The 25,674-nt window shown below is 71.3% G+C and carries 20 protein-coding genes; 15 read left to right on the plus strand and 5 right to left on the minus strand.

Annotated features, from left to right (window positions below):
• Position 1: 1 nt before the first annotated feature.
• Genes ACZ7EG_RS19290 through ACZ7EG_RS19310 form a run of 5 tightly spaced genes read left to right on the plus strand, consistent with a single transcriptional unit; the run spans position 2 to position 6,567 of the window.
• Positions 2-1,354 carry an MFS transporter gene (locus ACZ7EG_RS19290; RefSeq protein WP_402356705.1) on the plus strand — a complete coding sequence of 451 codons (1,353 nt, stop codon included), beginning with the start codon at positions 2-4 and terminating at the stop codon, positions 1,352-1,354.
• Positions 1,351-2,268, plus strand: coding sequence for a GNAT family N-acetyltransferase (locus ACZ7EG_RS19295; protein ID WP_402356702.1), 918 nt, complete (start codon positions 1,351-1,353; stop codon positions 2,266-2,268). The genes ACZ7EG_RS19290 and ACZ7EG_RS19295 overlap by 4 nt, the downstream gene beginning before the upstream one ends.
• A gap of 35 nt (positions 2,269-2,303) precedes the next feature.
• The gene (locus ACZ7EG_RS19300; protein WP_471079809.1) at positions 2,304-3,563 is read left to right on the plus strand and encodes an ATP-grasp domain-containing protein; all 1,260 of its coding nucleotides are present in this window, start codon (positions 2,304-2,306) and stop codon (positions 3,561-3,563) included.
• A gap of 11 nt (positions 3,564-3,574) precedes the next feature.
• Positions 3,575-5,197, plus strand: a complete 1,623-nt coding sequence (locus tag ACZ7EG_RS19305; protein WP_471079812.1) for a serine hydrolase — start codon at positions 3,575-3,577, stop codon at positions 5,195-5,197.
• On the plus strand, positions 5,191-6,567 hold the full coding sequence (locus ACZ7EG_RS19310) for an aminotransferase-like domain-containing protein (protein ID WP_471079815.1): 1,377 nt from the start codon (positions 5,191-5,193) through the stop codon (positions 6,565-6,567). The genes ACZ7EG_RS19305 and ACZ7EG_RS19310 overlap by 7 nt, the downstream gene beginning before the upstream one ends.
• Positions 6,568-6,634: 67 nt before the next feature.
• Here the strand turns inward: ACZ7EG_RS19310 and ACZ7EG_RS19315 are convergent, their stop codons facing one another.
• The gene (locus ACZ7EG_RS19315) at positions 6,635-8,854 is read right to left on the minus strand and encodes an NADP-dependent isocitrate dehydrogenase (RefSeq protein WP_471079818.1); all 2,220 of its coding nucleotides are present in this window, start codon (positions 8,852-8,854) and stop codon (positions 6,635-6,637) included.
• Positions 8,855-9,041: 187 nt separating this feature from the next.
• Here ACZ7EG_RS19315 and ACZ7EG_RS19320 point away from each other — a divergent pair, with 187 nt between their 5' ends.
• On the plus strand, positions 9,042-10,586 hold the full coding sequence (locus tag ACZ7EG_RS19320) for a M1 family metallopeptidase (RefSeq protein ID WP_471079821.1): 1,545 nt from the start codon (positions 9,042-9,044) through the stop codon (positions 10,584-10,586).
• A gap of 21 nt (positions 10,587-10,607) precedes the next feature.
• Here the strand turns inward: ACZ7EG_RS19320 and ACZ7EG_RS19325 are convergent, their stop codons facing one another.
• A complete protein-coding gene (locus ACZ7EG_RS19325; RefSeq protein ID WP_471079824.1) occupies positions 10,608-11,705 on the minus strand; it encodes a mechanosensitive ion channel family protein in 1,098 nt (365 codons plus the stop codon).
• 241 nt (positions 11,706-11,946) lie between these two features.
• A complete protein-coding gene (locus ACZ7EG_RS19330; RefSeq protein ID WP_471079827.1) occupies positions 11,947-12,930 on the minus strand; it encodes a lysylphosphatidylglycerol synthase transmembrane domain-containing protein in 984 nt (327 codons plus the stop codon).
• Positions 12,931-13,146: 216 nt separating this feature from the next.
• Here ACZ7EG_RS19330 and ACZ7EG_RS19335 point away from each other — a divergent pair, with 216 nt between their 5' ends.
• From ACZ7EG_RS19335 to ACZ7EG_RS19350, 4 genes are all read left to right on the plus strand, one after another.
• The gene (locus ACZ7EG_RS19335; RefSeq protein ID WP_471080403.1) at positions 13,147-15,042 is read left to right on the plus strand and encodes an ABC transporter ATP-binding protein; all 1,896 of its coding nucleotides are present in this window, start codon (positions 13,147-13,149) and stop codon (positions 15,040-15,042) included.
• Between the two features lie 104 nt (positions 15,043-15,146).
• Positions 15,147-15,650, plus strand: coding sequence for a hypothetical protein (locus tag ACZ7EG_RS19340; RefSeq protein WP_471079830.1), 504 nt, complete (start codon positions 15,147-15,149; stop codon positions 15,648-15,650).
• A 115-nt stretch (positions 15,651-15,765) separates the two neighbouring features.
• Complete coding sequence (locus tag ACZ7EG_RS19345) at positions 15,766-17,394, plus strand: sensor histidine kinase (RefSeq protein ID WP_471079833.1); 1,629 nt, start codon at positions 15,766-15,768, stop codon at positions 17,392-17,394.
• Entirely contained in the window at positions 17,391-18,092 is a 702-nt protein-coding gene (locus ACZ7EG_RS19350; protein WP_471079836.1) for a response regulator, read from the plus strand. The genes ACZ7EG_RS19345 and ACZ7EG_RS19350 overlap by 4 nt, the downstream gene beginning before the upstream one ends.
• On the opposite strand, the gene ACZ7EG_RS19355 is transcribed toward ACZ7EG_RS19350, so the two are convergent.
• Together ACZ7EG_RS19355 and ACZ7EG_RS19360 are read right to left on the minus strand one after the other, a co-directional pair.
• Complete coding sequence (locus ACZ7EG_RS19355; RefSeq protein WP_471079839.1) at positions 18,074-18,553, minus strand: MarR family winged helix-turn-helix transcriptional regulator; 480 nt, start codon at positions 18,551-18,553, stop codon at positions 18,074-18,076. The two genes, ACZ7EG_RS19350 and ACZ7EG_RS19355, sit on opposite strands and share 19 nt — an antisense overlap.
• 160 nt (positions 18,554-18,713) lie before the next feature.
• Positions 18,714-19,661 carry a methionyl-tRNA formyltransferase gene (locus tag ACZ7EG_RS19360; protein ID WP_471079842.1) on the minus strand — a complete coding sequence of 316 codons (948 nt, stop codon included), beginning with the start codon at positions 19,659-19,661 and terminating at the stop codon, positions 18,714-18,716.
• A gap of 249 nt (positions 19,662-19,910) precedes the next feature.
• Between ACZ7EG_RS19360 and ACZ7EG_RS19365 the strand changes: the two genes are divergently transcribed.
• From ACZ7EG_RS19365 to ACZ7EG_RS19385, 5 genes are all read left to right on the plus strand, one after another.
• Positions 19,911-21,266 (plus strand): lysine N(6)-hydroxylase/L-ornithine N(5)-oxygenase family protein, encoded by a 1,356-nt coding sequence (locus tag ACZ7EG_RS19365; RefSeq protein WP_471079845.1) that lies wholly within the window; start codon positions 19,911-19,913, stop codon positions 21,264-21,266.
• A gap of 244 nt (positions 21,267-21,510) precedes the next feature.
• On the plus strand, positions 21,511-22,572 hold the full coding sequence (locus ACZ7EG_RS19370; RefSeq protein WP_471079848.1) for a FecCD family ABC transporter permease: 1,062 nt from the start codon (positions 21,511-21,513) through the stop codon (positions 22,570-22,572).
• Positions 22,569-23,630, plus strand: a complete 1,062-nt coding sequence (locus ACZ7EG_RS19375; RefSeq protein WP_471079851.1) for a FecCD family ABC transporter permease — start codon at positions 22,569-22,571, stop codon at positions 23,628-23,630. The genes ACZ7EG_RS19370 and ACZ7EG_RS19375 overlap by 4 nt, the downstream gene beginning before the upstream one ends.
• A 39-nt stretch (positions 23,631-23,669) precedes the next feature.
• Entirely contained in the window at positions 23,670-24,527 is an 858-nt protein-coding gene (locus tag ACZ7EG_RS19380; protein ID WP_471079854.1) for an ABC transporter ATP-binding protein, read from the plus strand.
• Between the two features lie 88 nt (positions 24,528-24,615).
• Positions 24,616-25,674, plus strand: coding sequence for an iron-siderophore ABC transporter substrate-binding protein (locus ACZ7EG_RS19385; protein ID WP_471079857.1), 1,059 nt, complete (start codon positions 24,616-24,618; stop codon positions 25,672-25,674).

Below are 25,674 nucleotides of genomic sequence, written 5' to 3' on the forward strand. Positions count from 1 at the left end.
GGTGGAAGCACAGAGTCCTCCGTCCGACCCGAAGGCGGCCCCCGCCGAGGCCGCGCCCCCCGACGCCCGCGCCCGGCGTCTGGACACCTGGCGGTCCTTGGCCACCAACCGGGACTTCATGGTTCTCTGGGGCGGCTTCACGGTGTCCTCGCTGGGAACGGCCCTGTCGAACCTGGCCATTCCGATCCTCGCGCTCGCGATATCGGGTTCCCCGCTGCTCGTCGGCCTGGTCAGCGCGGCCCGGCTCGCCCCCTACATCCTGCTCAACCTCGTGGCGGGCGTACTGATCGACCGCTGGGACCGGCGCTGGGTGATGGTGGCGTCCGACCTCGGGCGGTTCGGGGCGCTGGCCACCGTGCCGGTCGCCTACGCGCTCGACGCGCTCACCATCGGGCACCTGGCCGTGGTCGCCTTCGTCGAGGGCGTGGGACACGTCTTCCACAACGTCGCACAGCTGTCGGCGCTGCCGCGTGTCGTCCCCGCCAAGCACCTCGCCACCGCGAACGGACTCAACGAGGTGGGGGACTCGGTCGCCTCCGTCTCCGGACCGGCCATCAGCGGCGTGCTGATCGCCCAGGCCCGCAACTCCACCCTCGGCGCGGTGTACGGCTATGTCGTCGACGCGGTCACCTACCTGCTGTCCGGGGTGGCGCTGCTCTTCGTCCGCACGCCCTTGCAGGCCGAACGCGAGCCCCGGCGTGAACGGTCGTTGTGGGGCGACCTCAGGGAGGGGATGTCCTACCTGTGGCGGCAGCGTCTGCTGCGGCTGCTGATGGTGATGACCACCCTGGTCAACCTGTTCCAGGCGCCGCTGTATCTCAGCACCATCGTGCTCGCCACCGACGACCTGGACGTCGACACGGCACTGGTCGGCCTGGTCTTCAGCATCGCGGGCCTCGGCCCGATCGTGAGCGCGCTCGCCAGCGGACGGCTGCACGAGCGGTTCGGGCTGCGCTTCCTGACCCTGGGACCGGTCCTGCTGTGGGCCGTGGCGGCGGCACTGACCGCCGGCGCCCCGTCCGTCGCCCTCCTGGCCCTCGGCCTGACGCTCACCAACGTCCTCTGGCCCGTCTACTCCGTCGCGGTGGTCTCCTTCCGGCTCTCGCGGACGCCCGACGAACTCCAGGGGCGGGTCAACAGCGCCTTCCGCACGCTGTCCATGGGCGTCGAACCGCTCGGCGTCGCCCTCGGCGGTGTCCTCGTCAGCACGCTCGGCCCGCGGCCCCTGCTCTGGGCCTCCGCCGCGGGACTGCTGGTGACGTTCGCCGTCTGCGCCGGCGTCTGGGGCCGCGCGCAGCGGGCGGACGCCGCCCTGGAGAAGGCCGAGGCAGCGGCCGCCGAAGGAGTGTCATGAAGACCGTGCACCACCACGATCTGCGCATCGGACTGCTCGACGCCGCGGACCTCGAAACCGGCACACCGCCCCCGGGCACGGGACTCCACATGCTGCGGCTCGAGGACCCGACCCGGGAGCAGTACGAGCAGCTGACGCCACAGGGCTTCCGCCTCAAACCCCAGTGGCTCTTCTGGTCCCGCCCGGTGTACGACACCATCGACGCCTACCTGGCCACGCTGCACCCCCGGCTGCGCAAGTCGACGCGCGTCGCCGTCCGCAGGCTCGAACCCGAGCACACCCTCGTGGTGCAGTCCCCGGTCGAGCCGGACAGCCTCGACACCTGGTACGAGCTGTACCGCCGGCACATCGCCCGGCTCCCCAAGGGGACCCTGTACGCGGCGGACGACCTGGCCGACTTCCGGGCCCGGCCGGAGCGCGTGGTGGCGCTCTACCTCCACCACGAGGGCCGGATGATCGCGGGCCTGATCACCCTGAAGGTGCCGGCGCACCGCATGCTGCGGGCGATCTACTTCGGCTGTGACCCGTCCTGTCCGGATCCGGGCATCATGCGGTACCTCTTCCTGCGGGCCGGAGAGGTCGCCCACGAACTCGGCTATGAGCGGCTGGCGGCCGGCGCCGACCCCAACTTCTACGGCCATGACGTGTCGACGGGCCTGTATCTGCTGAAGAAGCGCCTCGGGTTCCGCATCGACCCGCTGTGGCGGTACGAGGCGGACGACCCGCCCGTCCTGGAGAAGGTCGTGTCCCTGGACCGGTGCGAGGACCCGAGCTTCCACCTCGGCTACGACGGCTTCGACATCCAGCGGGCGGAGCTGGTCGGCCATGTCCTCTCCCGCCGCCCGGACGCCGACCCCGCCCCCTTCGCGTCGCCGACCCTGCCGACCGTACTCACCCAGCGCGTCCCCGCGTAACGTCCGCCCCGCTCACGGAAGGCCACCATCACGCCATGCGTAACCTGCTGATCCTCGACTGGGATCCGCACTACCGCGCCTACGTCCTGGACGCGGCCCGCTCCCTCGGCGCCGAGGTGCACCTGGTCATGCGCGCGGCGCCGGACCCGGTGCCCGACGGCGTCGCCGAGGTGCACGTACTGCCGGACCTCTACGAGGATCCGCTGACCCATGTGCCCCGGCTGGCGGAGTACGCCCGTGCCCATGCCGTCAACGGCGTGTTCACCCACGAGGACGAGCTGATGGAGCTCGGCGCGGCGCTCGCGGAGGAACTGGGCCTGCCCGGACCGACACTGGCGGCCGTACGGCTCTGCATGGACAAGTCCGCGACCCGCGACCGCCTGAAAACGGCGGGGGTCCCGGGGCCCGGCTTCCGCCATGCCACGTCGCTCGCCGAGGCACGCGCCGCCCTCGCCGAGCTGGAGCTGCCGGTGGTGCTGAAGCCGGTGGCGGCCTCCGGCGGCCAGGGGGTCTCCCGGCTGACGGAGCCCGAGGCGCTGCCGGAGGCCTGGGAGTGGGCCGCTTCCCCCTACCGCTATCTGCCGCGGGAATACCACCGGGTCCTGCTCGAGGAGTACCTGGACGGGCCGCTGGTCAGTGTGGAGTCGGTCGTCGTCGACGACGAGGTGCACGTCGTCACCGCCACCGACGGGCTGCAGACCATCGTTCCCGCCGGTGCCGGCCAGGCCCGTTTCGTCTACGACGGTCTTCTCGTGCCGGCCCGCACGACCGACGAGACCGAGCGCGAACTGCGGCACTGGACGCGTGAGGCCGTTCGTGCCCTCGGGATCAGGTCCGGGGCCGTCCACACCGAGTTCAAGGTCACCGCTCAGGGAGTCCGGGTGGTCGAGGTCAACCCGCGGCTGCCCGGCGTCCTCATCCCCGAACTGGTGCACCGCGCACTCGGCGTGGACCTGGCGCGTGCGGCCCTGCAGTGCGCGCTCGGCGAGCGGCCCGACCTGGTGGCGGACCGCCGGGGCGGCGCATGCGTACGCCTGGTGCTGGCGGCTGAGACCGGAGAGGTACGCGCCGTCGACGGAGTGCGGGAGGCGACGGCCGCGCCGCACGTCGTCCGCGCCACCGTACTGACCGAGCCGGGCGACCGTGTGGCCCCACCCGAGCAGGGCGACATCGAGTCCCGCCTGGGCTACGTGCTGACCGAGCACGGGACCGGCCCGCACCAGGCGCTGCGCGCCGCGGAGGAGGCGCTGGCCAGGATCTCCGTGCGGGTCGCGGCGCCCTCTCCGGCGGCCTGAGGGGCCTGGCGGTGGACACCTCCCTGGTGGAGCGCACGTGTCATGAGGCACGGGAGAAGCACGACGTCCCCGGCCTGGCGGTGGCCGTGGTCGACAGCGCCGGTGCCGTGCACACCGGATGTGCCGGCCGCACCGCCCGGACGCAGGCCGGTGCGCCGGTGTCCCCGGCGACGCTGTTCCGGCTCGGGTCGGTGACCAAGCCGCTCACCGCGGCGGCGGTGCTGCGCCTGGCGCGCGCCGGAACCATCGACCTCGACCGGCCGGTGACGGCTTATCTGCCGTCGCTGGCGGGAACCGGCTACCCCGGCGTCGAGCACATCACCCTGCGGCACCTCCTCGGCCACACCTCCGGTCTGCCGCAGGACTTCTACCCCGAGGGCCCGCGGGACTCCTCGCTGATGTCCGGGGCGGTGCACGACCTGCTGCGCGGCTACACACCGATCGCACCGCCCGGCACGGGCTACGCGTACAGCAACCCGGGCTACGACCTCGCCGGGCTGGTCGCCGCCACCGCCGCCGGTCTGCCCTACCCGGAGCTGATGCGGCGCCAGGTGTTCGAGCCTCTCGGCATGGCACACACCACCTTCGACCCGGCTGCCGCCCTGACCCGGCCCCTGGCCCTGCCGCACGTCCGGGGCCCCGGCGGCGACTGGCGGGTCGAGCACCAGGTCGTGGACGACGTCGCCCGTCACCCCTCGGGCTTCGCCTACTCGAACGTCCTCGACATGGCGGCGTTCCTCACCGCCCAGCTGGCGGGGAGCCGGGCGCCGGAGAACTTTCTCCACCGGGACGACCTGCGGCTGATGCACGAGGAGCACGCCCGGCTGCACCTTCCCGACGGGCGTGCCTCCTCACTGGGCTTTCACCGGTGGCACACCCAGCGCACCACGGCGGTCGGCCAGGACGGCGACATCGGGGGCTACGGGGCGTGGGCGCTGCTGCTTCCGGAGCACTCGCTCGGCGCGGTCCTGCTGGTGAACGCGCTGCCCCCCGATCTCGACGGGTTCGCCCTCCTCGGCCGGCTTCTGACGCCGTGGCTGCCGCGCCGGACCGGCGCCGGGACGACCCGGCCGGTCCCACCACCACACGTGCCGACCCGGCCCGCCACGCAGACCTGGGCGTCCCGCACCGGCGTGTACGTCGGGCCGGCCCTGGGCCTGGTCCGCCTGGAGTCGCGGGACGGACGCCCGTTCGCCGAGGTCAACGGCCGACGGGCCCGGCTGAGCGTCCGCGACGACGGCCGGTACGAGGGAATCGCGGCCGATGGCACGACGGTCTCGGTCGGCTTCCCCGCGGGCGCCGGCGCCGGCACGGACTGGGTGGTCGTCGACGGCAGTCTGTGCCGGCGCTTCGCACCGGACGGTACGAGCACTCCGGATCCCGCCGGTCTGACCGCCTTCACCGGCACGTATCACCGCATCGACACGGTGACCTGCTCCGTGCGGGACGACCGACTCCACCTCTACTCCCGCGAGGACGACCGGGAGTTCCCCTGCACCCGGCTCACCGACACCCTGTTCGCCTTCGACGGAGGAGTGATCGAGTTCATGACCGGCCCCGACGGAAAGGTAACCGGCATGCGGGCGTGCAACGCCGTCGTGCTGCGGCGTACCGGGGACGGTGAAGCATGCTGAGCGGCGTCGGCGAGCAGCCCTCCGAGGGGCGCTCGGCCCCGGGCGCGCACGGCGGCCCCGATGTCCTGCTGGACCCCGTCGAACTGCACGGTTCGGTCATGGACCCCGTACTGGCGTCCATGACTCTCCTCAACGACATCGTGGGCCGTTTTCCGGACGCCGTGTCCTTCGCCGCCGGCCGCCCCTACGAGGGTTTCTACGCACCGGAGTCCCTCGCCCGGTGGCTTCGCCTGTTCGAGCGGCACCTGGCGCGGGACCTCGGCCAGGGGCCGGAGGAGATCCGCCGCACACTGTTCCAGTACGGCCGGACCAAGGGGTTCATCCACCGCCTGATCGCGGCCCAGCTGCAGCAGGACGAGGCGCTGGCCGTCGACGCCGAGTCGGTCGTGGTGACCACCGGCTGCCAGGAAGCCATGGTGCTGGCCCTGCGGGCCCTGCGCCGCGACGCCCGGGACGTGGTCATGGCCGCGCTCCCCGCGTACGTGGGTTTCCTCGGGGCGGCACGGCTGGTCGACATGCCCGTCCGCGGCGTTCGGGAGAACGCGGACGGCATCGACCTGGACGATCTCCAGCGGCAGATCCGGCTGGCGCGCGGCGAGGGCCTGCGGCCCCGGGCGTGCTACGTCGTACCGGACTTCGCGAATCCGAGCGGCGCCAGCATGCCGACGGCGGCCCGGGAACGGCTGGTGGAACTGGCGGCGCGCGAGGACCTGCTGTTGCTGGAGGACAACCCCTACTCGCTCTTCCACGCGGGAGGCGGCCGGCCGCCGACCCTGAAGTCCCTCGACCGGTCCCGGAGGGTCCTCTACTTCGGCTCCTTCGCCAAGGCCGCGTTCGCGGGCGGCCGGGTCGGCTACGTCGTCGCCGACCAGCCGATGATCGGGGGCGGACTGCTCGCCGACGAGCTGGCGAAGCTCAAGAGCATGCTGACGCTCAACACGTCCACCGTGGCGCAGGCCGTCATCGGGGGATACCTGCTGGAGAACGACTGCAGCCTGGTCCGGGCCACGACCCGTGAGGCAGCCGTGTACCGGCGCAATCTGCGGGCCGTGCTCCACGGCCTGGAGAAACGCTTCGAGGCCGGTACGGGCGTTTGCTGGAACGTGCCGCGCGGCGGCATGTTCACCGTCCTCACGGTGCCCTTCCGGGCGGACGACGCGATGCTGGAGTACTCGGCACGGGAGTTCGGCGTGCTGTGGACACCGATGCACCACTTCTACGGAGGCCGCGGCGGATTCCGGCAGCTGCGACTGTCCTTCAGCGTGCTGGAACCGGACGAGATCGAGCGCGGACTGGACCGGCTCGCCGGCCTGGTCGCCGACCGTACCCCGGTCGCGCAGGCGACGGAGCGGTTCGAGCCGGCGGGGTAGAGAGGACTCCGCCCCGGCCGGGCGGTGCACCGGTCGGGGCGGAGTCGGGGAGTGAGGGGACCGGGCGTCAGCTCAGGGACGCCAGGGCCTCGTTCCACGTGGCGGACGGGCGCATGACCTCCGCGGCCTTCGCCGGGTCGGGCTGGTAGTAGCCGCCGATGTCGACCGGCTTGCCCTGGGCGCCGACCAGCTCGTCGACGATCTTCTGCTCGTTCGCGGCGAGCGTCTCGGCGAGCGGGGAGAAGGCCTTCGCCAGGTCCGCGTCGTCGGTCTGCCGGGCCAGCTCCTGCGCCCAGTACAGGGACAGGTAGAAGTGGCTGCCGCGGTTGTCGATGCCGCCGACGCGGCGGGTCGGGGACTTGTCCTCGTTGAGGAAGGTCGCCGTGGCGCGGTCGAGCGTGTCGGCCAGGATCTGGGCGCGGGCGTTGCCCGCCACCTTCGCCAGCTGCTCGAAGGACGGCACCAGGGCGAAGAACTCACCCAGCGAGTCCCAGCGCAGGTAGTTCTCCTTGACCAGCTGCTGCACGTGCTTCGGCGCCGAGCCGCCCGCTCCCGTCTCGAACAGGCCGCCGCCCGCCATCAGCGGGACGACCGACAGCATCTTGGCGCTGGTGCCCAGCTCCAGGATCGGGAACAGGTCGGTCAGGTAGTCGCGCAGGACGTTGCCGGTGACCGAGATCGTGTTCTCGCCGCGGCGGATGCGCTCCACCGACAGCTTCGTCGCCTCGACCGGGTTGAGGATCCGGATGTCCAGGCCCTCGGTGTCGTGCTCGGCGAGGTAGGTGTCGACCTTGGCGATCAGGTTGGCGTCGTGCGCGCGGGTCTCGTCCAGCCAGAACACCGCCGGGTCGCCGGTGGCGCGGGCGCGGGTGACGGCCAGCTTCACCCAGTCCTTGATCGGCGCGTCCTTGGTCTGGCAGGCGCGGAAGATGTCACCGGCCGAGACGGCCTGCTCGATGAGCGCGGTGCCGCCCGCGTCGACCAGACGGACGGTGCCCGTGGTGGCGATCTCGAACGTCTTGTCGTGGCTGCCGTACTCCTCGGCCTTCTGCGCCATGAGGCCGACGTTCGGCACCGTGCCCATGGTGGACGGGTCGAAGGCGCCGTTGGCCCGGCAGTCCTCGATCACGGCCTGGTAGACGCCCGCGTAGGAGGAGTCCGGGATGACCGCGAGGGCGTCGTGCTCCTGCCCGTCCGGGCCCCACATGTGGCCGGAGGTGCGGATCATGGCCGGCATGGAGGCGTCGATGATGACGTCCGAGGGCACGTGCAGGTTGGTGATGCCCTTGTCGGAGTCGACCATCGCCAGCTCCGGGCCCTCGGCGAGCTCGGCGTCGAAGGCGGCCTTGATCTCGGCGCCTTCCGGCAGGGCGTCCAGGCCCTTCCAGATGCCGCCCAGGCCGTCGTTCGGGGTGAGGCCGGCCGCGGCGAGCTTGTCGCCGTACTGGGCGAACGTCTTCGGGAAGAAGGCGCGCACCACGTGACCGAAGACGATCGGGTCGGAGACCTTCATCATCGTCGCCTTCAGGTGCACCGAGAACAGCACACCCTCGGCCTTGGCCTTGGCGACCTGCGCGGTCAGGAACTCGCGCAGCGCGGCGACACGCATCACGGAGGCGTCGACGACCTCACCGGCGAGGACGGGTACGGACTCGCGCAGCACCGTGGTGGTGCCGTCGTCGCCGACGAGCTCGATGCGCAGCGCGCCGTCCTCGGCGATCACGACGGACTTCTCGGTGGAGCGGAAGTCGTTCTGGCCCATGGTGGCCACGTTGGTCTTGGACTCGGGGGTCCAGGCGCCCATGCGGTGCGGGTGGGACTTGGCGTAGTTCTTGACCGAGGCGGGGGCGCGCCGGTCGGAGTTGCCCTCACGCAGGACCGGGTTCACGGCGGAGCCCTTGACCTTGTCGTAGCGGGCGCGGATCTCGCGCTCCTCGTCGGTCTTCGGGTCGTCCGGGTAGTCCGGCAGCGCGTAGCCCTGGCCCTGCAGCTCGGCCACGGCGGCCTTGAGCTGAGGGATGGACGCCGAGATGTTCGGCAGCTTGATGATGTTGGCGGCGGGCGTCTTGGCCAGCTCGCCGAGCTCCGCGAGGGCGTCCGGGATGCGCTGGTCCTCGGTGAGGTACTCCGGGAACACGGCGATGATGCGCCCGGCCAGCGAGATGTCGCGGGTCTCCACAGCGACACCCGCCTGCGAGGCGTACGCCCGGACCACCGGCAGGAAGGAATACGTCGCCAGTGCGGGGGCCTCGTCAGTGTGCGTATAGATGATGGTCGAGTCAGTCACCGGGTGCTCCGCTCCACGTCTGCAACATTGCTCGACATCAAGATATCTCGTGAGCGACCTCGTCTCGACAGGGGTCCGCGACCAGTTTCGTGCAACCGATCGCCCCGTTGCCGAGTCCTGGAGAGAGATCACTCACTCCAAGCCACGGCCGGACCTGACCACCCGGCCGTCCGAGCGAAAGCGGACCATGAGATATCGCAGCAGAGTGACGGCCCCCGCGGCCGCCCTGATCGGCACGGCAGCGGCACTCACCACGGGGATCCCGGCCCAGGCGGCCCCCGGCACCGGCGCCACCCCGGGCGCCGAGACCCTCGGTGACTCCGTCTACCCCGCCCTCGGCAACGACGGATACCGCGTCTCGGCCTACCACCTCGACTTCGCCTACGACGCCACGACCAAGCTCGTCGAGGCCACCGCGACCCTGACCCTGTGCACCACCCAGGCCTTGAGCCGCTTCTCCCTGGACGCGCTCGGCCTGGACATACGCTCCGTCCGCGTCGACGGCCGCACCGCCGCCTTCGAGCAGGTGGCCGAGAAGCTGCGGATCACCCCCGCACGCGAGCTCGCGGCGAAGGCCCGGGTCACCGTGTGCGTGGCCTACGGCGCCGACCCGCGCCGGATCCCGCCGCCCGCCGGCGGCTGGGTGGCCACCCCGGACGGATTCGCGGTGTGCTGCCAGCCGAACCTGGCGCACACCGTCTTCCCCTGCAACGACCACCCCTCCGACAAGGCCGATTTCACCTTCCGCCTCACCGTTCCCGCCGGGCTGCGGGGCGTCGCCAGCGGCCGGCTGGTACGTACCGAGCAGCTGTCCGGCGACCGGACCGCGTACACGTACCGTTCCGGCTCGCCGATCGCCACCGAGGTGGTGCAGATCACAGTCGGCGACTATGTGATCAAGGACCGGCAGGGCCCGCACGGCCTGGCACTGCGGGACGTCGTCCCCGTGGCCCGGGCCGCCGCCCTGGAACCGGCCCTGGCGCTCACGCCGGCCCTGGTGACGTGGGTCGAGCAGCGGCTCGGCGCGTACCCCTTCGAGACGTACGGCCTGCTGCCCTGCAACAACGACGCCTCGAACGCCTTCGACTTCACCGGCCTGGAGACCCAGACCCTCACGCTCTACAAGCCGAACTACCTCCTCCAGGAGGAGAGCAAGATCGGCTCGCACATGATGCACGAGCTGGTCCACTCCTACTTCGGCAACAGCGTCAGCCCCGCCACCTGGGCCGACCTGTGGCTGAACGAGGGCCACGCCGACTTCTACGGCCTGCTGTACCGCTACGAGCGCGGCTGGGCCGACTCCAAGGGCATGACCACCATGGAAGCCCGGATGAAGGACACCTACGCCATGGGCGACCAGTGGCGCCGCACCTCGGGGCCGGTCGCCGCGCCCAACGCGGCGAATCTGTTCGACAGCCAGCGCTACCTGGGTGGCGTCCTCGTCCTCTACGCGCTGCGGCAGCAGATCGGCGAGGCGGCCTTCAGCGCCGTCGAGCGTGCCTTCCTGGAGCGCTACCGCGACTCCTCGGCCTCCACCGAGGACTACATCGCGGTCGCCTCGGAGGTCTCCGGCCAGGACCTCTCCGGATTCCTGCGGGAGTGGCTGTACGGCACGAAGACGCCGCGGATGCCGGGCCACCCGGACTGGACCGTGACGCCCCTCGCGCCGTCCCTCTCGGCGCCGCGCAACCGGAGGGACAGCGGGCACCACGACAACTCCGCGACGCTCTGACGCCCGTCAGGCCGTGATCTGCTAGTCGAGCCGGACGGAGGCCACTTCACCCGGCTCGATCGCGCCGGTGCGCTGCTGCGGGATGACGACCCCGCCCTGCTGGAGCGCCACCGTGCGCGCCGGGGCGGGGATGCGGATGCCCTCCGTGTGGTACCGCTTGTGCAGGCGCTTGATGAACTCGTGCTTGATCCGGTACTGGTCGCTGAACTCGCCGACGCCCAGGATGACGGTGAAGCCGATGCGGGAGTCGCCGAAGGTGTGGAACCGGATGATGGGCTCGTGGTCCGGCACGGCGCCGTCGACCTCGGTCATCGTCTCCGCGATGACCTCGTTGGTCACGCGCTCCACGTGCTCCAGGTCGCTGTCGTAGGCCACCCCGACCTGCACCAGGACGGTCAGCTGCTCCTCGGGGCGCATGAAGTTGGTCATGTTGGCCTGCGCGAGCTGACCGTTGGGGAGCACGATGAGGTTGTTGGACAGGTTGCGGATCGTCGTCTGCCGCCAGTTGATGTCCTCGACGTAGCCCTCCTCACCGCTGCTGAGCCGGATGTAGTCACCGGGCTGGACGGTCTTCGAGGCGAGGATGTGGATGCCCGCGAAGAGGTTGGCGAGGGTGTCCTGCAACGCCAGTGCGACCGCCAGACCGCCGACGCCGAGGGCGGTGAGCAGCGGGGCTATGGAGATGCCCAGGGTCTGGAGCACCACCAGGAAGCCGATCGCCAGGACCAGGATCCGGGTGATGTTGACGAAGATCGTGGCCGATCCGGCGACTCCGGAGCGGGACTGGGTGACCGTGCGCACCAGTCCGGTCACCACCCGGGCCGCCGACACCGTCGCGACGAAGATCAGCAGCACGGTGAGCACCTGGTTGGTGGTGTGCTGCACCGTCCGGGTCAGCGGCAGCACCGCCGCCGCGCCCGCCACGCCGCCCACGACCGCGGCCCAGGGCACCACGGCCCGCAGCGCGTGCACGATGACGTCGTCCCCGCTCCAGCGGGTGCGGTCGGCGTGCCTTCCCAGCCAGCGCAGCAGGACGCGCAGCGCGAACGCCGCCAGCAGGCCCGAGCCGAGGGCGATGCCGGCGAACAGCAGGTCGTCCACGGTGAGTGCCCGGTTCATCGGTCACCTCCGGGGCGGGGAACCGCGGCGAACGCCGCCACCGGCGGTCGGATGTGAAGTCTCGTCACGTCGTCACCTGCTCGTTTTCCGGGATGCTCGAAGGTGCCCGACCACCCTGACCTGGGGTCGGCACGATCGTTCATCCTGCCGTATCCCGCACGGGGTGCCGAACCGGAGACGGGGGTCGGGGGAGGGTGAGTTACTGCACATGACACTTCGTCATGCCCGGTTCCGGCCTCGGTCAGATCACCTTCAGCCGCACCAGCGCCGCCAGCGTCAGCGCGCCCGGCACCAGCGGCAGCCAGACGGTGATGACCCGGAAGGCCAGGACGACGGCGGTGGCCACCGCGGCCGGGCCGCCCGCCGCGACCAGTGCCACGACCAGCGCCGCCTCCACCGAGCCGATGCCGCCCGGCGTGGGCACCAGCGCGACGGCCACCGTCGCCGCCAGGTAGGCCACCGCCATGTGCGCGGCCGGGACGTCCAGCCCCAGCGCCCGCCCCACCAGCACCAGGACCGACGCCTGCAGGGCCGGGAAGGCGAAGGACCCGCCCCACAGGGCGAGGGCCCGGGCGGGCCGGGTGTGCACCGAGCGCGCCTCGCCGAGCGCCGTCCGCAGGAAGGAGACCAGGGCCGAGCGCAGCCGCCGTACGAGGACGAGTACCGTCGCGGCGATCACCAGCACCGCCCCGACGCCGGCCAGCAGCGGACCGAACGCCGTCTCCGGCACCAGCGTGCCGAGCCGCAGCGCATCGGGGAACGCGACGAGCAGGGCGCCCAGCAGCAGGACCCGGCCGGCGCTCTCGGCGAGCAGGTACAGGCCGAGGGCGGCCGAGGAGCGGGCGAGGGGCAGGCCGCAGACCGTCATGAACCGCAGGTTGACCGCGCTCGCGCCCAGCCCGGTCGGCAGCAGGTGGTTGGCCGCGCCGGCCGCGAACTGCGTGGCCAGCAAGCGTCGTCGGGGCAGCCGTTCCACGACCGCGCCCTGCCGGGTGCAGGAGGCGGCGACCCAGGTCAGGCAGGTCGCTCCGACCGCGGCCAGCAGCCAGGGCCACTCGGCGGTGCCCAGGTGTGCGAAACCGGCGGCCAGCACCGACCGGTGCTGCACCGCGACCACGGTGACGAGCAGGAGCGGGAGCAGACACAGGATCTGCCGCAGACGACGGACCGGGACGCGACGGGGGAGTCGTCCCGGCCGGAGTTCGGGGAGTTGTACCGCTGTCACATCTGTAGAGGCTGTCCAGGCCGTGCCAACTGCGGGTTGCGGGAGCGGGGACTGGGGATTGCGCGCGGGAAGCGGCTGGGTGGGGAGCGTCATCGGGGCCTTTTGTGCGAAGGGACGGGGAAGAGGGGGATCGGGCCGATTGTGCGGGATGTCGGGGCGATGTGCGAGCTTCTTGACCTCAAGATTGCTTGAGGTTCTACGGTCGCTCCCATGAGTATGGAGACCACAGCCTGGACACAGCTGCACAGCGTCATGAACGCCGAACGGGAGCGCCGCCCCTTCGCCTTGGCCACCCTGCGCCGCATCGGCGCGTTCGCCCGCCCGCACCGGCGCCGTATCGTCCTTTTTGTCCTGCTTGGTGTGGGCACCGCCCTGCTGGCCGTGGCGACGCCCGTCCTGGCCGGATGGGTCGTGGACACGATCGTGTCCCACGGGGACGAGGACAGGGTCGTACGACTCGCCCTGCTCATCGCGGTGATCGCGGTGGCGGAGGCGGCCCTGGGCATCCTCGGCCGGAGACTGTCCGCGACGCTCGGGGAGCATCTCATCCTCGATCTGCGGACGGCCGTCTTCGACCATGTGCAGCGCATGCCGGTCGCGTTCTTCACACGCACACGTACGGGCGCCCTCGTCTCCCGGCTCAACAACGACGTCATCGGCGCACAGCGCGCGTTCAGCAACACCCTGTCCGGAGTGGTCAGCAACCTCGTCACGCTGCTGCTCACCCTCGCGGTGATGCTCACCCTGTCCTGGCAGATCACCCTGCTGGCGCTGGTGCTGCTGCCGGTGTTCGTGATCCCGGCCCGGCGCATGGGCAGCCGCATGGCCAGGATGCAGCGGGAGGCGGCGACGCTGAACGCCGCGATGGGAACCCGCATGACCGAACGGTTCTCCGCCCCCGGCGCCACCCTGGTCAAGCTCTTCGGACGTCCCGAGGAGGAGTCGCGGGAGTTCGCCGAACGGGCGCGCCGGGTCGCGGACATCGGGATCCGGACCGCGACCGCCCAGGCGGCCTTCATCACCGCGCTCACCCTGGTCTCGGCGCTCGCCCTGGCTCTGGTCTACGGCCTCGGCGGCTGGTTCGCCCTGCGCGGCGCCCTGGAACCCGGCGCGGTCGTGTCGCTCGCGTTGCTCCTGACCCGGCTGTACGCCCCGCTGACGGCGCTCGCGGGGGCGCGCGTCGAGGTGATGAGCGCCCTGGTCAGCTTCGAGCGGGTCTTCGAGGTGCTCGACCTCCGGCCCCTCATCGAGGAGAAGCCGGACGCGCGCCCGGTGCCCGACGGGCCCGTGGCGGTCGAGTTCGAGCAGGTCCGCTTCGGCTACCCGGCCGCCGACAAGGTCTCCCTGGCCTCCCTGGAGGAGGTGGCTTCCCTGGACGGCCGAGGCGGTGACGAGGTGCTGCACGGCCTGTCCTTCCGCGCCGAACCCGGCCAGACCGTGGCACTCGTCGGCTCCTCCGGCGCGGGCAAGTCGACCATCGCGCAGCTGATGCCGCGCCTGTACGACACCGACGAGGGGGCCGTGCGCATCGGCGGCGTCGACGTCCGCGACCTCACGGCGCACTCGCTGCGACAGACCCTGGGCATGGTCACCCAGGACGGCCACCTCTTCCACGACACCGTCCGCGCCAACCTGCTGCTCGCCCGGCCCGAGGCCACCGAGAGCGACCTGTGGGACGCCCTGCGCCGGGCCCGCCTCGACGACCTCGTACGGTCCCTGCCCGACGGGCTCGACACCGTCGTCGGCGAGCGCGGCTACCGCCTGTCCGGCGGCGAACGCCAGCGCATGACCATCGCCCGGCTGCTGCTGGCCCGCCAGCGCGTCGTCATCCTCGACGAGGCCACCGCCCACCTCGACAACACCTCCGAGGCCGCCGTCCAGGAAGCCCTCGCCGAAGCCCTCGAAGGCCGCACGGCCGTCGTGATCGCCCACCGTCTCTCCACCGTGCGCGCGGCCGACCAGATCCTGGTCGTCGAGGCCGGCCGGATCGTGGAACGGGGCACCCACGAGGAACTCCTGGCGGCCGGGCAGCGGTACGCGGAGCTGTACCGCACCCAGTTCGGCGGACCGGCCGACGGGGCGCGCGGCGAGGCGGTGGAGGAGGCCGCGTAGGGCGTGAACGCCCACCCGGACCTGTGCGTACTCCTCCCCGAGTACTCCTGAGGACAGCGAGTGCTCCTGAACAAAGGCCGACAGCCCGCACCCGGAGAGGCGACGTGTCCCAGCAGCAAGCGCCCGTACGATCCACCCGGCGAAACCCCTCGCGCGCCCTCCGGCTGCGTGCCGTCACGGCGGCCGGTGTCCTGGTCGTCCTTCCCCTCGTCACCGCCTGCGGCGGCGGTGACGACGCCGGGGGCGCGCGCGGCGGCAAGGCGGCGCCGAGTGTGACCGCCGCCCCCGCCGCCGGGGTCGTCGCACCGGCCAAGGTGGAGGTGATCGCCGGGCTGACCGGCTGCAAGGCGAAGATCCGCATCGACGCCGACGAACTGCGCCAGGGCCTGTGTCATACCGAGAAGGCCGACTACATCATCACCACCTTCCCCGAGGAGAAATTCAAGGAGACCTGGCTGGAGGAGGCGCGCGTCTACGGAGGCAAGTACCTCGTCGGCACGCGCTGGGTGGTCAGCGTGAAGCCGGCGCTGCTGGAGTCCTTCCGCGCGAAGCTCGGCGGCACGATCAGGGAGTTGCGGGGCATCGGCCCCGGGCCCGGACGGAAGTGACCGCAGGGAGGTCGGCCACGCCTGCTTCTTGTCGTCGATGCTGGTGGGCGTCATGATGGTGCGGCTCGGCACATGAGCCGCCCCGCTCGCGGCGGCATCGCAGATTGAGTTCGTCGTGGTCGCCACCTTTCGTCGCCACTCGCTCGCGGGCGAGATGCTGGTGCTCCAGCTCGCCATCGTCGTGGTGGTGCTGCTGGCCGTCGCCGCGGTCTCCCTCGCCCAGTCCCAGGCCACCTTCAACCGCGTCGAAGGACGCCGGGTGGGCGCGCTCGCCGAACAGCTGGCCGCCAACCCCCTGGTGCGCAGCCAGCTGGTGCGTCCCGCGCCGGGGGAGGCGCTGGCCCCCCTGGTGCTCGCCACCCAGGCCCAGTCGGGGGTGACCTCGGTGACGGTGGCGGACGCGGCCGGGCGGATCGTCAGTTCCACGAACCCCACGGTCGTCGGGGAGCGGATGCGGCTGGGGCCGGGCACCGCCCGGGGGCGCGGCTGGTCCGGGCAGCTGACCCTGGACGGCAACCGCGAGCTGACCGCCCAGGTGCCCGTCCTCGGGGCGAGCGAGGAGAACCTGGGCCGGATCCTCGGCACGGTGATGATCGGTGAGGCCGACCCCACGGTGTGGCAGCGGCTCAGCGGCGCCTCCTCCTATCTGCTCGCCTATCTGGGCATCGCCAGCGGACTGGGCGTGGCCGGCTCCTGGCTGCTCGCGCGGCGGGTGAAACGGCAGACCCTCGGGCTGGAGCCGGGCGAGATCGCCGGGCTCGCCGAGCACCGGGAGGCGATGCTGTACGGGATCGCCGAGGGCGTGATCGCCCTGGACCCGCAGCACCGGCTCACCCTTGTCAACGACATGGGCCGCCGCCTGCTCGGCCTGCCCGAGGACTGCGTCGGCCAGAACCTGGAGGGCCTCGGCATCGACGGGCGGCTGCGCGACGTGCTGTCAGGCACCGCCGCCGGCGAGCGCGACGAGGTCGTCGTCCGCCACGGCCGGGTCCTGGTGATGAACCGGATGACCGTCACCAAGGACGGCCGGCCTCTCGGATCGGTCACCACCCTGCGGGATCGCACCGAACTGGCCCGGCTGGAAAGGGAGATCGGCTCCTTCCGCAGCTCCTCCGAGCTGCTGCGCGCGCAGGCGCACGAGTTCGCCAACCAGCTGCACACCATCTCCGGCCTGATCCAGATCGGCGAGCAGGACGAGGTCGTGGCCTACATCCGGGCGTTGAGCCGGCACCGCCAGTCCCTCGACGTCACCCTCAGCCGCCGTGTCCGGGACACCGCGGTCGCCGCGCTGCTGATGGCGAAGGCCTCCCTGGCCGCGGAACGGAAGGTCAGCCTGCGGATCTCGGACGACACCGCGCTGGAGCGCCTGACCCCTGAGGACGCCGCCGATGTGGCGACCGTGGTCGGCAACCTCGTGGACAACGCCGTCGACGCCACCACCGCCCGGGACGACGCCTGGGTGGAGGTGGCACTGCGGCAGGACGCCTCCAGCGTGGAGATCGTGGTCCGCGACTCGGGGCCGGGCGTGGCTCCGGAACTGGCCCGCGAGGTCTTCTCCCACGGTTTCACCACCAAGGCCGCCCGGGAGGGCGAGCGCGGCATCGGGCTGGCCCTGACCAAGCTGGTCTGCGAACGGCACGGGGGAGAGATCTCGGTGTCCAACACCCCTGAAGGGGCCGTGTTCACCGCACGCATGACCGTCAGCCACCTCACCGGCGCGGTGGCGGAAGGAGCGGCCCCATGACCGAGGCGAGCGACAAGGCGGACGCGATCGACGTCCTCGTGGTCGACGACGACTTCATGGTGGCCAGGGTCCACCGCGCGTTCGTCGAACGCGTCGAGCCGTTCCGCGTCGTCGGCACGGCCCACACCGGCGGACAGGCCATCGAGGCGGTCGAGGCCCTTCGCCCCGACCTCATCCTGCTCGACCTGTACCTCCCCGACCTGTTCGGGCTGGACGTCATCCCCCGGCTGCGGACCGCCGGGCACGACTGCGACGTCATGGTCATCAGCGCGGCGACGGAGGCCGAGACGGTACGCGGCGCCGTCCGCCGCGGTGTGGTCGACTACCTCCTCAAACCCTTCGACTTCGAGGATCTGCGCCTGCGCCTGGAGCGCTACGCCGCCCAGCGGGGCAGGCTGCTCACGACGGTGGTCCGCGGCCAGGCGGACGTGGACCGTGTCCTGGCCGGCGCCTTCGCCCCGGCACCGGCCCACACCCTGCCCAAGGGCATGAGCGTGGAGACGGCCGAACTCGTCGAGCGGGCCCTGCGCGAGGCGGACGGCACCCTGTCCGCCACCGAGTGCGCCGCCGTCACCGGCGTGTCCCGGGTGAGCGCCCGCCGCTACCTGGAGTACTTCCACGCCACCGGGAGTGCGGAGGTGTCCCTGCGCTACGGCGCCGCCGGCCGGCCCGAACGCCGCTACGGCTGGCGGGCCTGAGCCGTCACCCGCAACCCGGCGGCGGGGCCCTGTTCCTCGTGGTGGGCGTGCACGCGCCGTAGCAGGGAGGCCAGTTGCTCCCGCTCACCATCGCTCAGCGGGGTCAGGAGGTCGTCGTCCGCGGAGGCGATGTCGGCATTGAGATGGTCCAGGGCCGTCCTGCCCCGCGGGGTGATGCGGACGTCGACGCGGCGGCGGTCGGCGAGGCTGCGGACGCACTCGACCTGTCCCGCGTCGGCCAGGTCCTTCACGATTCTCGCGAGGTCGCTGGCGTTCATGTCCAGCCGGGCGGCCAGCACACCCTTGGGCTGCGGACCCAGATCGGCGACCAGGGTCAGGACGGTCAGATGCCACAACCGCAGCCCTCTGGCCGTGAGTTTCTCCGACAGGGTGCGGCGGGCTGCCTTTCCCGTCGCGTACATCAGGTACGCGCTGAGGTTCAGCACGCTGGGCGGCGTCATGCGTGAACGGTTGTCCGGCTGTGCCGTTTCTGTGAACACGGCTCAAACTTAGGGCACTTGGCGGCTGCGGCAGCGGCACTCCCAGCGATCGCCGCCGTGCGGACCCGGTCCGCACGGCGGCGCTGCCGGCCGGCCCCGGGACCGTACCGGGGCCGGCGGGTCAGGGGCGCCCGGTGAGGTAGCCGCCCATGGAGGTGAAGTACTCGGCCGCGGGCAACTCCCGGCCGTCCTCGGTGCGTACGCGGGTGATGGCCAGGCCGTGGTTGCGTCCCGTGCGGGCGTCGGCACCGGCGACGATCACCACGCCGTCGCCCTCGCGGTAGAAGATCCGGCCGGGGGTGCCGCCGTAGCGACCCTCGGACACGAACGCGGCCAGGACGTCGAGCCGCTTGCCCCGGTGGAAGGTGTAGGCGCTGGGGTACGGCTCGGACTGGGCGCGCACCAGACGCTCCAGGTCCTCGGCCGGCCAGCTCCAGTCGATGCGGCTGTCTTCGTCGGCGCGCTTGTGGAAGAAGGACGCCTGGGAGCGGTCCTGCTTGGTGAACTCGGTCTGTCCGGAGGCGATCAGGCCGAGCGCGCCGATGGTGACCGGGGCGATGAGGTCGACGGTCTTGTGGAACAGGTCGGTCGCCGTGTCCGTCGGGCCGACCGGCACCGCCTCCTGCCGGACGATGTCGCCGGCGTCGAGTTCGTCGTTCATCATGTGCGCCGTGACGCCCACTTCGGTCTCTCCGTTGATGAGCGCCCAGATCAGCGGGGAGAAGCCGGCGTACTTCGGCAGCAGCGAGTCGTGCACGTTCAGCGTGCCGTGGCGGGGCAGTCCGAAGATGCGTGGCGGGATCCAGGTGCGCCAGTTGTTGGCCACGATGATGTCCGGGTCGGCCTCCTTGAGGCGCTCGAACAGCTCCTCGTCGTCGGGGCGGTTGCGGATCAGTACCGGGACGCCGTGCTCCTCGGCGAGGTCGGCGACCGAGTCGCTCCAGATCTTCTCGTAGGCGTGCTCGCTCTTGGGGTGGGTCACGACCAGCACCACGTCGTGCTCGGACTCCAGGAGGGCTTGCAGGGTGCGGTGCCCCCAGGTCTGGTAACCGAACATGACGACCCGCATGGGGTTCCTCCTCAGAGCAAGGTGTTGGCCGACGCAAGTAAAGCAAGGCTTACCTTAGTGCGCAACGGGTGGGCGGGGCAGGTCAGTTGACGACTCCGTCTCCGAGTGCTGTCCGTTTTGCCCTGTCGACACCTCAACGGGTTTAGCTTAGGCTCACCTAAGTTCGTTGGCGTGCCGCGTCGTTGGCATGCCCGTCTCCCGTTCCCTCCACACCTGACACGCGCGGCTGCCCCGCACGATGGGAGTGACATGTCGCAGGTTCTTCCTGGTGACGCATCACCGGTCCACGACCTGATCGGTATCGGCTTCGGGCCGTCCAACGTGGCCATGGCGATCGCGCTCCGCGAGCACAACACCCGCGTCGGCGGGCAGGAGGCGATCACCGCTCACTTCTTCGAGCAGCAGGCCCGCTTCGGCTGGCACCGCGGCATGCTCATCGACGACGCCACCATGCAGGTCTCCTTCCTCAAGGACCTGGTGACGCTGCGGAATCCAGCCAGCGAGTACAGCTTCCTCTGCTACCTGCAGAGCAAGGGCCGGCTGATCGACTTCATCAACCACAAGAACCTGTTCCCGCTGCGCGTGGAGTTCCACGACTACTTCGAGTGGGCCGCGGCCCAGGTCGAGGACATGGTCTCCTATGGCCACGAGGTCGTCGGCGTCGCGCCCGTGACCCGGGACGGCGTCGTGGACCACCTGGAGGTGACCGTCCGGTCGGGCGGCGGCCTCGAGGTCCACCGGGCCCGCAACCTCGTCATCGGCACCGGCCTGCGCCCCCTCATGCCCGAGGGCGTGGAGCGCGGCGACCGTGTCTGGCACAACTCCGAACTTCTAGCGAAGGTCGACGAGTTGGAGGACACCTCGCCCTCCCGCTTCGTCGTCGTGGGCGCCGGCCAGAGCGCCGCCGAGAACGTCGCCTACCTGCACCGCCGCTTCCCCGAGGCCGAGGTCTGCGCCGTCTTCTCCCGCTACGGCTACAGCCCGGCCGACGACAGCAGCTTCGCCAACCGGATCTTCGACCCGCAGGCCGTCGACGAGTACTTCGCCGCGCCCGAGGACGTCAAGCGCCGGCTGATGGACTACCACGGCAACACCAATTACTCCGTGGTGGACATCGACCTCATCGACGACCTCTACCGGCAGTCGTACCAGGAGAAGGTGCTCGGCACCGAGCGGCTGCGGTTCCTCAACGTCTCCCGGCTCACCGCCGTCAAGGAGACCCCGGCGAGCGTCCGCGCCACGGTGACGTCCCTGGTCACCGGCGAGGAGACCGATCTGGACGCGGACGTCGTGGTCTTCGCCACCGGCTACAGCCCCGTCGACCCCACGAGTCTGCTCGGGGAGGTCGCCGACCGCTGCCTGCGCGACGACGAGGGGCGCGTCCGCGTCGAGCGCGACTGGCGCATCGCGGCCGACCCCGCCCTGCGCTGCGGCATCTACCTGCAGGGCGGCACGGAGCACACGCACGGCATCACCTCGTCGCTGCTGTCCAACACCGCCATCAGGGTGGGCGAGATCCTGGACTCCCTCCTCGGCCGCGGCGCCGAGCCCGCCGCCGACCGGACGCGCACGGTCGCCGACGGTACGGGAAGCGCCGCCCGCTAAGGTCTGTCGCGCGTCGCGCGGCAGGCGCCGCTTTCGCCACAGACCCCAGGCGCTCCGCCAGGTACGCCGGGGACACCGGTCGGCCACCGGCACGCCGGGGACACCGGTCGGCCACCGGCACGCCGGGGAGATCGATCGGCCACCGCGCCGCCGTGGCCGGTCGCGCCGTTCCCCGCGCCCCTTCGGGCGTCACAGGCACCGTCCGGTCAACTCGCCCACTGCGCAAGGGATAACGTACGTCGACATGGGCACGACTGCTGCAGTGGAGCGCCCCCCGGTCAAGGGCTCGACACCGACCCGCCGGCGGCGGGTCGTGGGTCTGGGCACCCTTCTGGCGGTCCTCGTGATCGCCGCCGTCCTGTCGCTGGCCGTCGGCGCACGGGCGTTGAGCCCGGCCGAGGTGTGGCACGCACTGTTCGGCGCCCCGGACCCCGACCGGCGGCTCACGGAGATCAGGCTCATCGTCGAGACCGTACGGGTGCCCCGCACGGTCCTCGGGGTCGTCGCGGGCATCGCCCTCGGCGTCGGCGGGGCGCTGATCCAGGGGTTCACTCGCAACCCGATCGCCGACACCGGCCTGCTGGGGGTGAACTCCGGTGCCTCGTTCGCGGTCGTGGTCGCCATTTCCGTGTTCGGACTCGGCAACCCGTTCCAGTACGTCTGGTTCGCCTTCGCCGGGGCGGCCGTGGCCGGGGTCGTGGTGTTCGGTCTCGCGAGCATCGGGCGGGGGGCCGGCAACCCGCTGACCCTCGCCCTGGCCGGCCAGGGCGTCACGGTGTTCCTCGCGGCGATGACCACCGCGGTCGCGCTGTCGGACAAGGCGGCGCTGAACGCCCTGCGGTTCTGGAACGCCGGCTCCCTCGCCGGTACCGGATTCGACGTCATCTGGCCGGTGACCGCCTTCATCGGCGCCGGGCTCGTCCTGGCCCTGACCACGCTGCCCTCCCTCAACCTGCTCAACCTGGGTGACGACGTGGCCAGAGGCCTGGGCGTGAACATCGCGCTGAGCCGGACCGTCGGCATCACCGCCGTCACCCTGCTGGCGGGCGCGGCGACGGCGGCGTGCGGCCCCATCGCCTTCCTCGGCCTCATGGTCGCCCACGTGGCCCGGTACCTCACCGGCCCGGACTACCGCTGGCTCGTGCCGTACGCCGGTCTGCTCGGGGCCGTGGTGCTGCTGCTGTGCGACATCGTCGGCCGACTGGTCGTGCGTCCGGGCGAGTTGGACGCCGGCGTCCTCGTGGCGCTGCTCGGTGCCCCCTTCTTCGCGGTTCTCGTATGGCGCGGAAAGTTCAGGAAAGCATGAACGTGACCGATGTGAAGCCGTCCCTTCCGCCGGGTGTGCGGCTCGGCCGGGTGTCGTTCGTCTGGCGGCCCTGGCTCCTGTGCGTCACGCTGCTGCTCGCGGCGGCGACCTTCCTGGTGTTCTGCGTGTCCATCGGCGTCGGGGATTTCCCGATCGGCCTCCCTCAGGTGCTCGCCACGCTTTTCGGGCGGGGCGAGCAGGTCGACGAGTTCGTCATCATGGATCTGCGGATGCCGCGCGCCCTGGCCGGACTCGTCGTGGGCGTCGCCCTCGGGGTGTCCGGGGCGCTCACGCAGGCCATCGCGCGCAATCCGCTGGCCAGCCCGGACGTTCTGGGGATCACCTCGGGGGCCAGTGCTGTCGCGGTGTTCCTGGTGACGGTCTCGGGCGGGACCGCCGCGGCGATCGTCGACTCCGTCGGCCTCTCGGCCGCGGCGCTCGCGGGCGGCCTCGGCACGGGCCTGCTGGTGTACTTCCTGGCCTGGCGGCGCGGGGTGGACGGCTTCCGGCTCATCCTCATCGGCATCTCGGTGAGCGCCGTGATGGAGGCGATCACGACCTGGCTGCTGGTCACGGCCGACATCAGGGACGTGGCCCGGGCCCAGGCGTGGCTGGTCGGCTCGCTGGAGGACCGCTCCTGGGGCGAGGTCCGGACGGCCCTGTGGTGCGGGCTCGTCCTTCTGGCCGTCGTCTCCTGCGTCGCCTTCCAGTTCAAGCCGATGCACTTCGGCGACGAGGTCGCCGCGGGTCTGGGCGTCCGGTACGCGCGGGTGCGGGCGGTCCTGCTGTTGTGCGCGGTGCTGCTGGCCGGTGCGGCGGTGAGTGCGGCGGGCCCGGTGCCGTTCGTCGCCCTGGTGGCACCGCAGGCGGCGATGCGTCTGGCACGCTGCCCCACACCGCCGATGGTGGCCTCGGGCCTGACGGGCGCGTTGCTGCTGACCGGTTCGGACCTCGTCGCGCGCACGACGCTGCCGGTCTCGCTCCCGGTCGGCGTGGTCACCGCCGCGATCGGCGGGCCCTTCCTCGTCTATCTGCTGGTGCGGGCGAACCTGCGGTAGATGTACAAGAGTCAGGTGAACCTAAGCAAGGGGGGACCCGTGGTCGCACAGTCCGTCACCGAGGCCGCGGTGGGCGGCACTTCACGGCTGGCAGCCCGAGGCGTCACGGTGGGATACGGCGGCCGGGTCGTCATCGACGAGCTCGACGTGGCGATACCGCCCGGCGTGATCACCACGATCATCGGCCCCAACGGCTGTGGGAAATCAACCCTGTTGCGGACGCTGTCGCGGTTGCTCAAGCCGGCCGGCGGGACGGTCGTCCTGGATGGTGAGGACATCGGCGGGCTTCGGACCCGGGACGTGGCGAAGAAGCTGGGGCTGCTGCCGCAGGCGCCGGTCGCGCCGGAGGGGCTGACCGTGGCCGACCTGGTCGCCAGGGGGCGCCACCCGCACCAGAGCTGGCTGCGGCAGTGGTCGTCCGACGACGCCGACGTGGTGGAACGCGCCCTGGCCATGACCGGGGTGTCCGACCTCGCCGACCGTCCGGTCGACGCGCTGTCCGGCGGGCAGCGCCAGCGCGTCTGGATCTCGATGACGCTGGCCCAGGGCACCGATCTGCTGCTGCTGGACGAGCCGACGACCTATCTGGACCTGGCACACGCCCTCGACGTCCTCGACCTGGTCGACGATCTGCACGAGTCCGGGTGCACCGTCGTCATGGTGCTGCACGACCTCAACCTGGCCACGCGCTACAGCGACCACCTCGTGGTGATGCGGGAGGGCTCGATCCTGGCGCAGGGACATCCGCGTGACGTCGTGACCGCCGAACTGCTGCACGAGGCCTTCGGGTTGCGCGCCCGGGTGATCGACGACCCGGTCGGCGACCGACCCCTCATCGTGCCGATCGGACGGGCCCATGTGCAGCCGGGACACCTTCCGCCGGAGGGGATTGAGTAAGGCTAGGCTAACCTCACCCTGGCACGGTAAGGTTTGGCTGCCCTTAGGCGAGGGTGCAGCGAACTGGCGCGAAAGCAAGGGGATTTGGATGCTCCTCCAACGAACGACGCCCGGAAGGCCGTGGCGGCGGCTGGCAGCGGTACTGTCCGCGGCCGCCCTCGGCGTCGGTCTCCTCTCGGGGTGCGGTTCCGGCTCGGCGGACACGGCGGACGGCAAGAACGAGGGCACTCAGGCCGCGGCCGCCGGCGATTTCCCGGTCACCGTGGAGCACGCGTTCGGATCCACCACGGTCGAGAAGGCGCCCCAGCGGGTCGTCTCCGTCGGCTACACCGACGACCAGACCGTCCTGGCCTTCGGCATCAAGCCCGTCGGCATGGTCGACCAGTACCCGAACCCGCCCGGCAAGAGCCCCGACATCAACACCCAGTGGCCCTGGGTGAAGGACAAGTGGGGGGACACCAAGCCCGAGGTCGTCATGAAGAACGGCGACTCCGGCCCCAACTACGAGAAGATCGCGGCCCTTCGCCCGGACCTGATCGTCGCGGTGTACTCCGAGATCGACCAGGCCGCCTACGACAAGCTCTCCAAGATCGCCCCGACGGTGGCCCGCACCAAGGGCGAGAAGGAGCCCTTCAGCGCTCCCTGGCAGGACAACGCCCTGCACATCGCCAAGGCCCTCGGCAAGGCCGACGAGGGCCAGAAGATGGTCGACGACATCCAGGGCCAACTGGACGCGGCCAAGAAGGCCCACCCCGAGCTCGCCAAGAAAACCGCGGTCGCCCTGTCCTGGTACAAGGACTCGGTGGCACCCTTCACCTCCACGGACGTGCGTGGCCGGCTCGTCACGGGCATCGGCTACACGTACCAGACCGAGATCGACAAGGTCGCGGGCGGCAACTTCTACACCACGCTCTCGCCCGAGCGCATCGACCTCGTCGACGTCGACCACATCTTCGTCATCAACGACAAGGCCGACACCGAGGCGCTGAAGAAGTTCAAGCTGTTCGCCAACCTCGACGCCGTCAAGAAGGGCAACGTGTCCTACCTGCTCGACAGCGAGGGGCCCGCGGTCGGCGCGGCCATCTCCCAGGGCACCCTGCTGTCCATGCCGTACGCGATCGACGAGCTCGTCAAGTCGGTCGAGTAG

Source organism: Streptomyces sp. NPDC037100 (assembly GCF_055606225.1).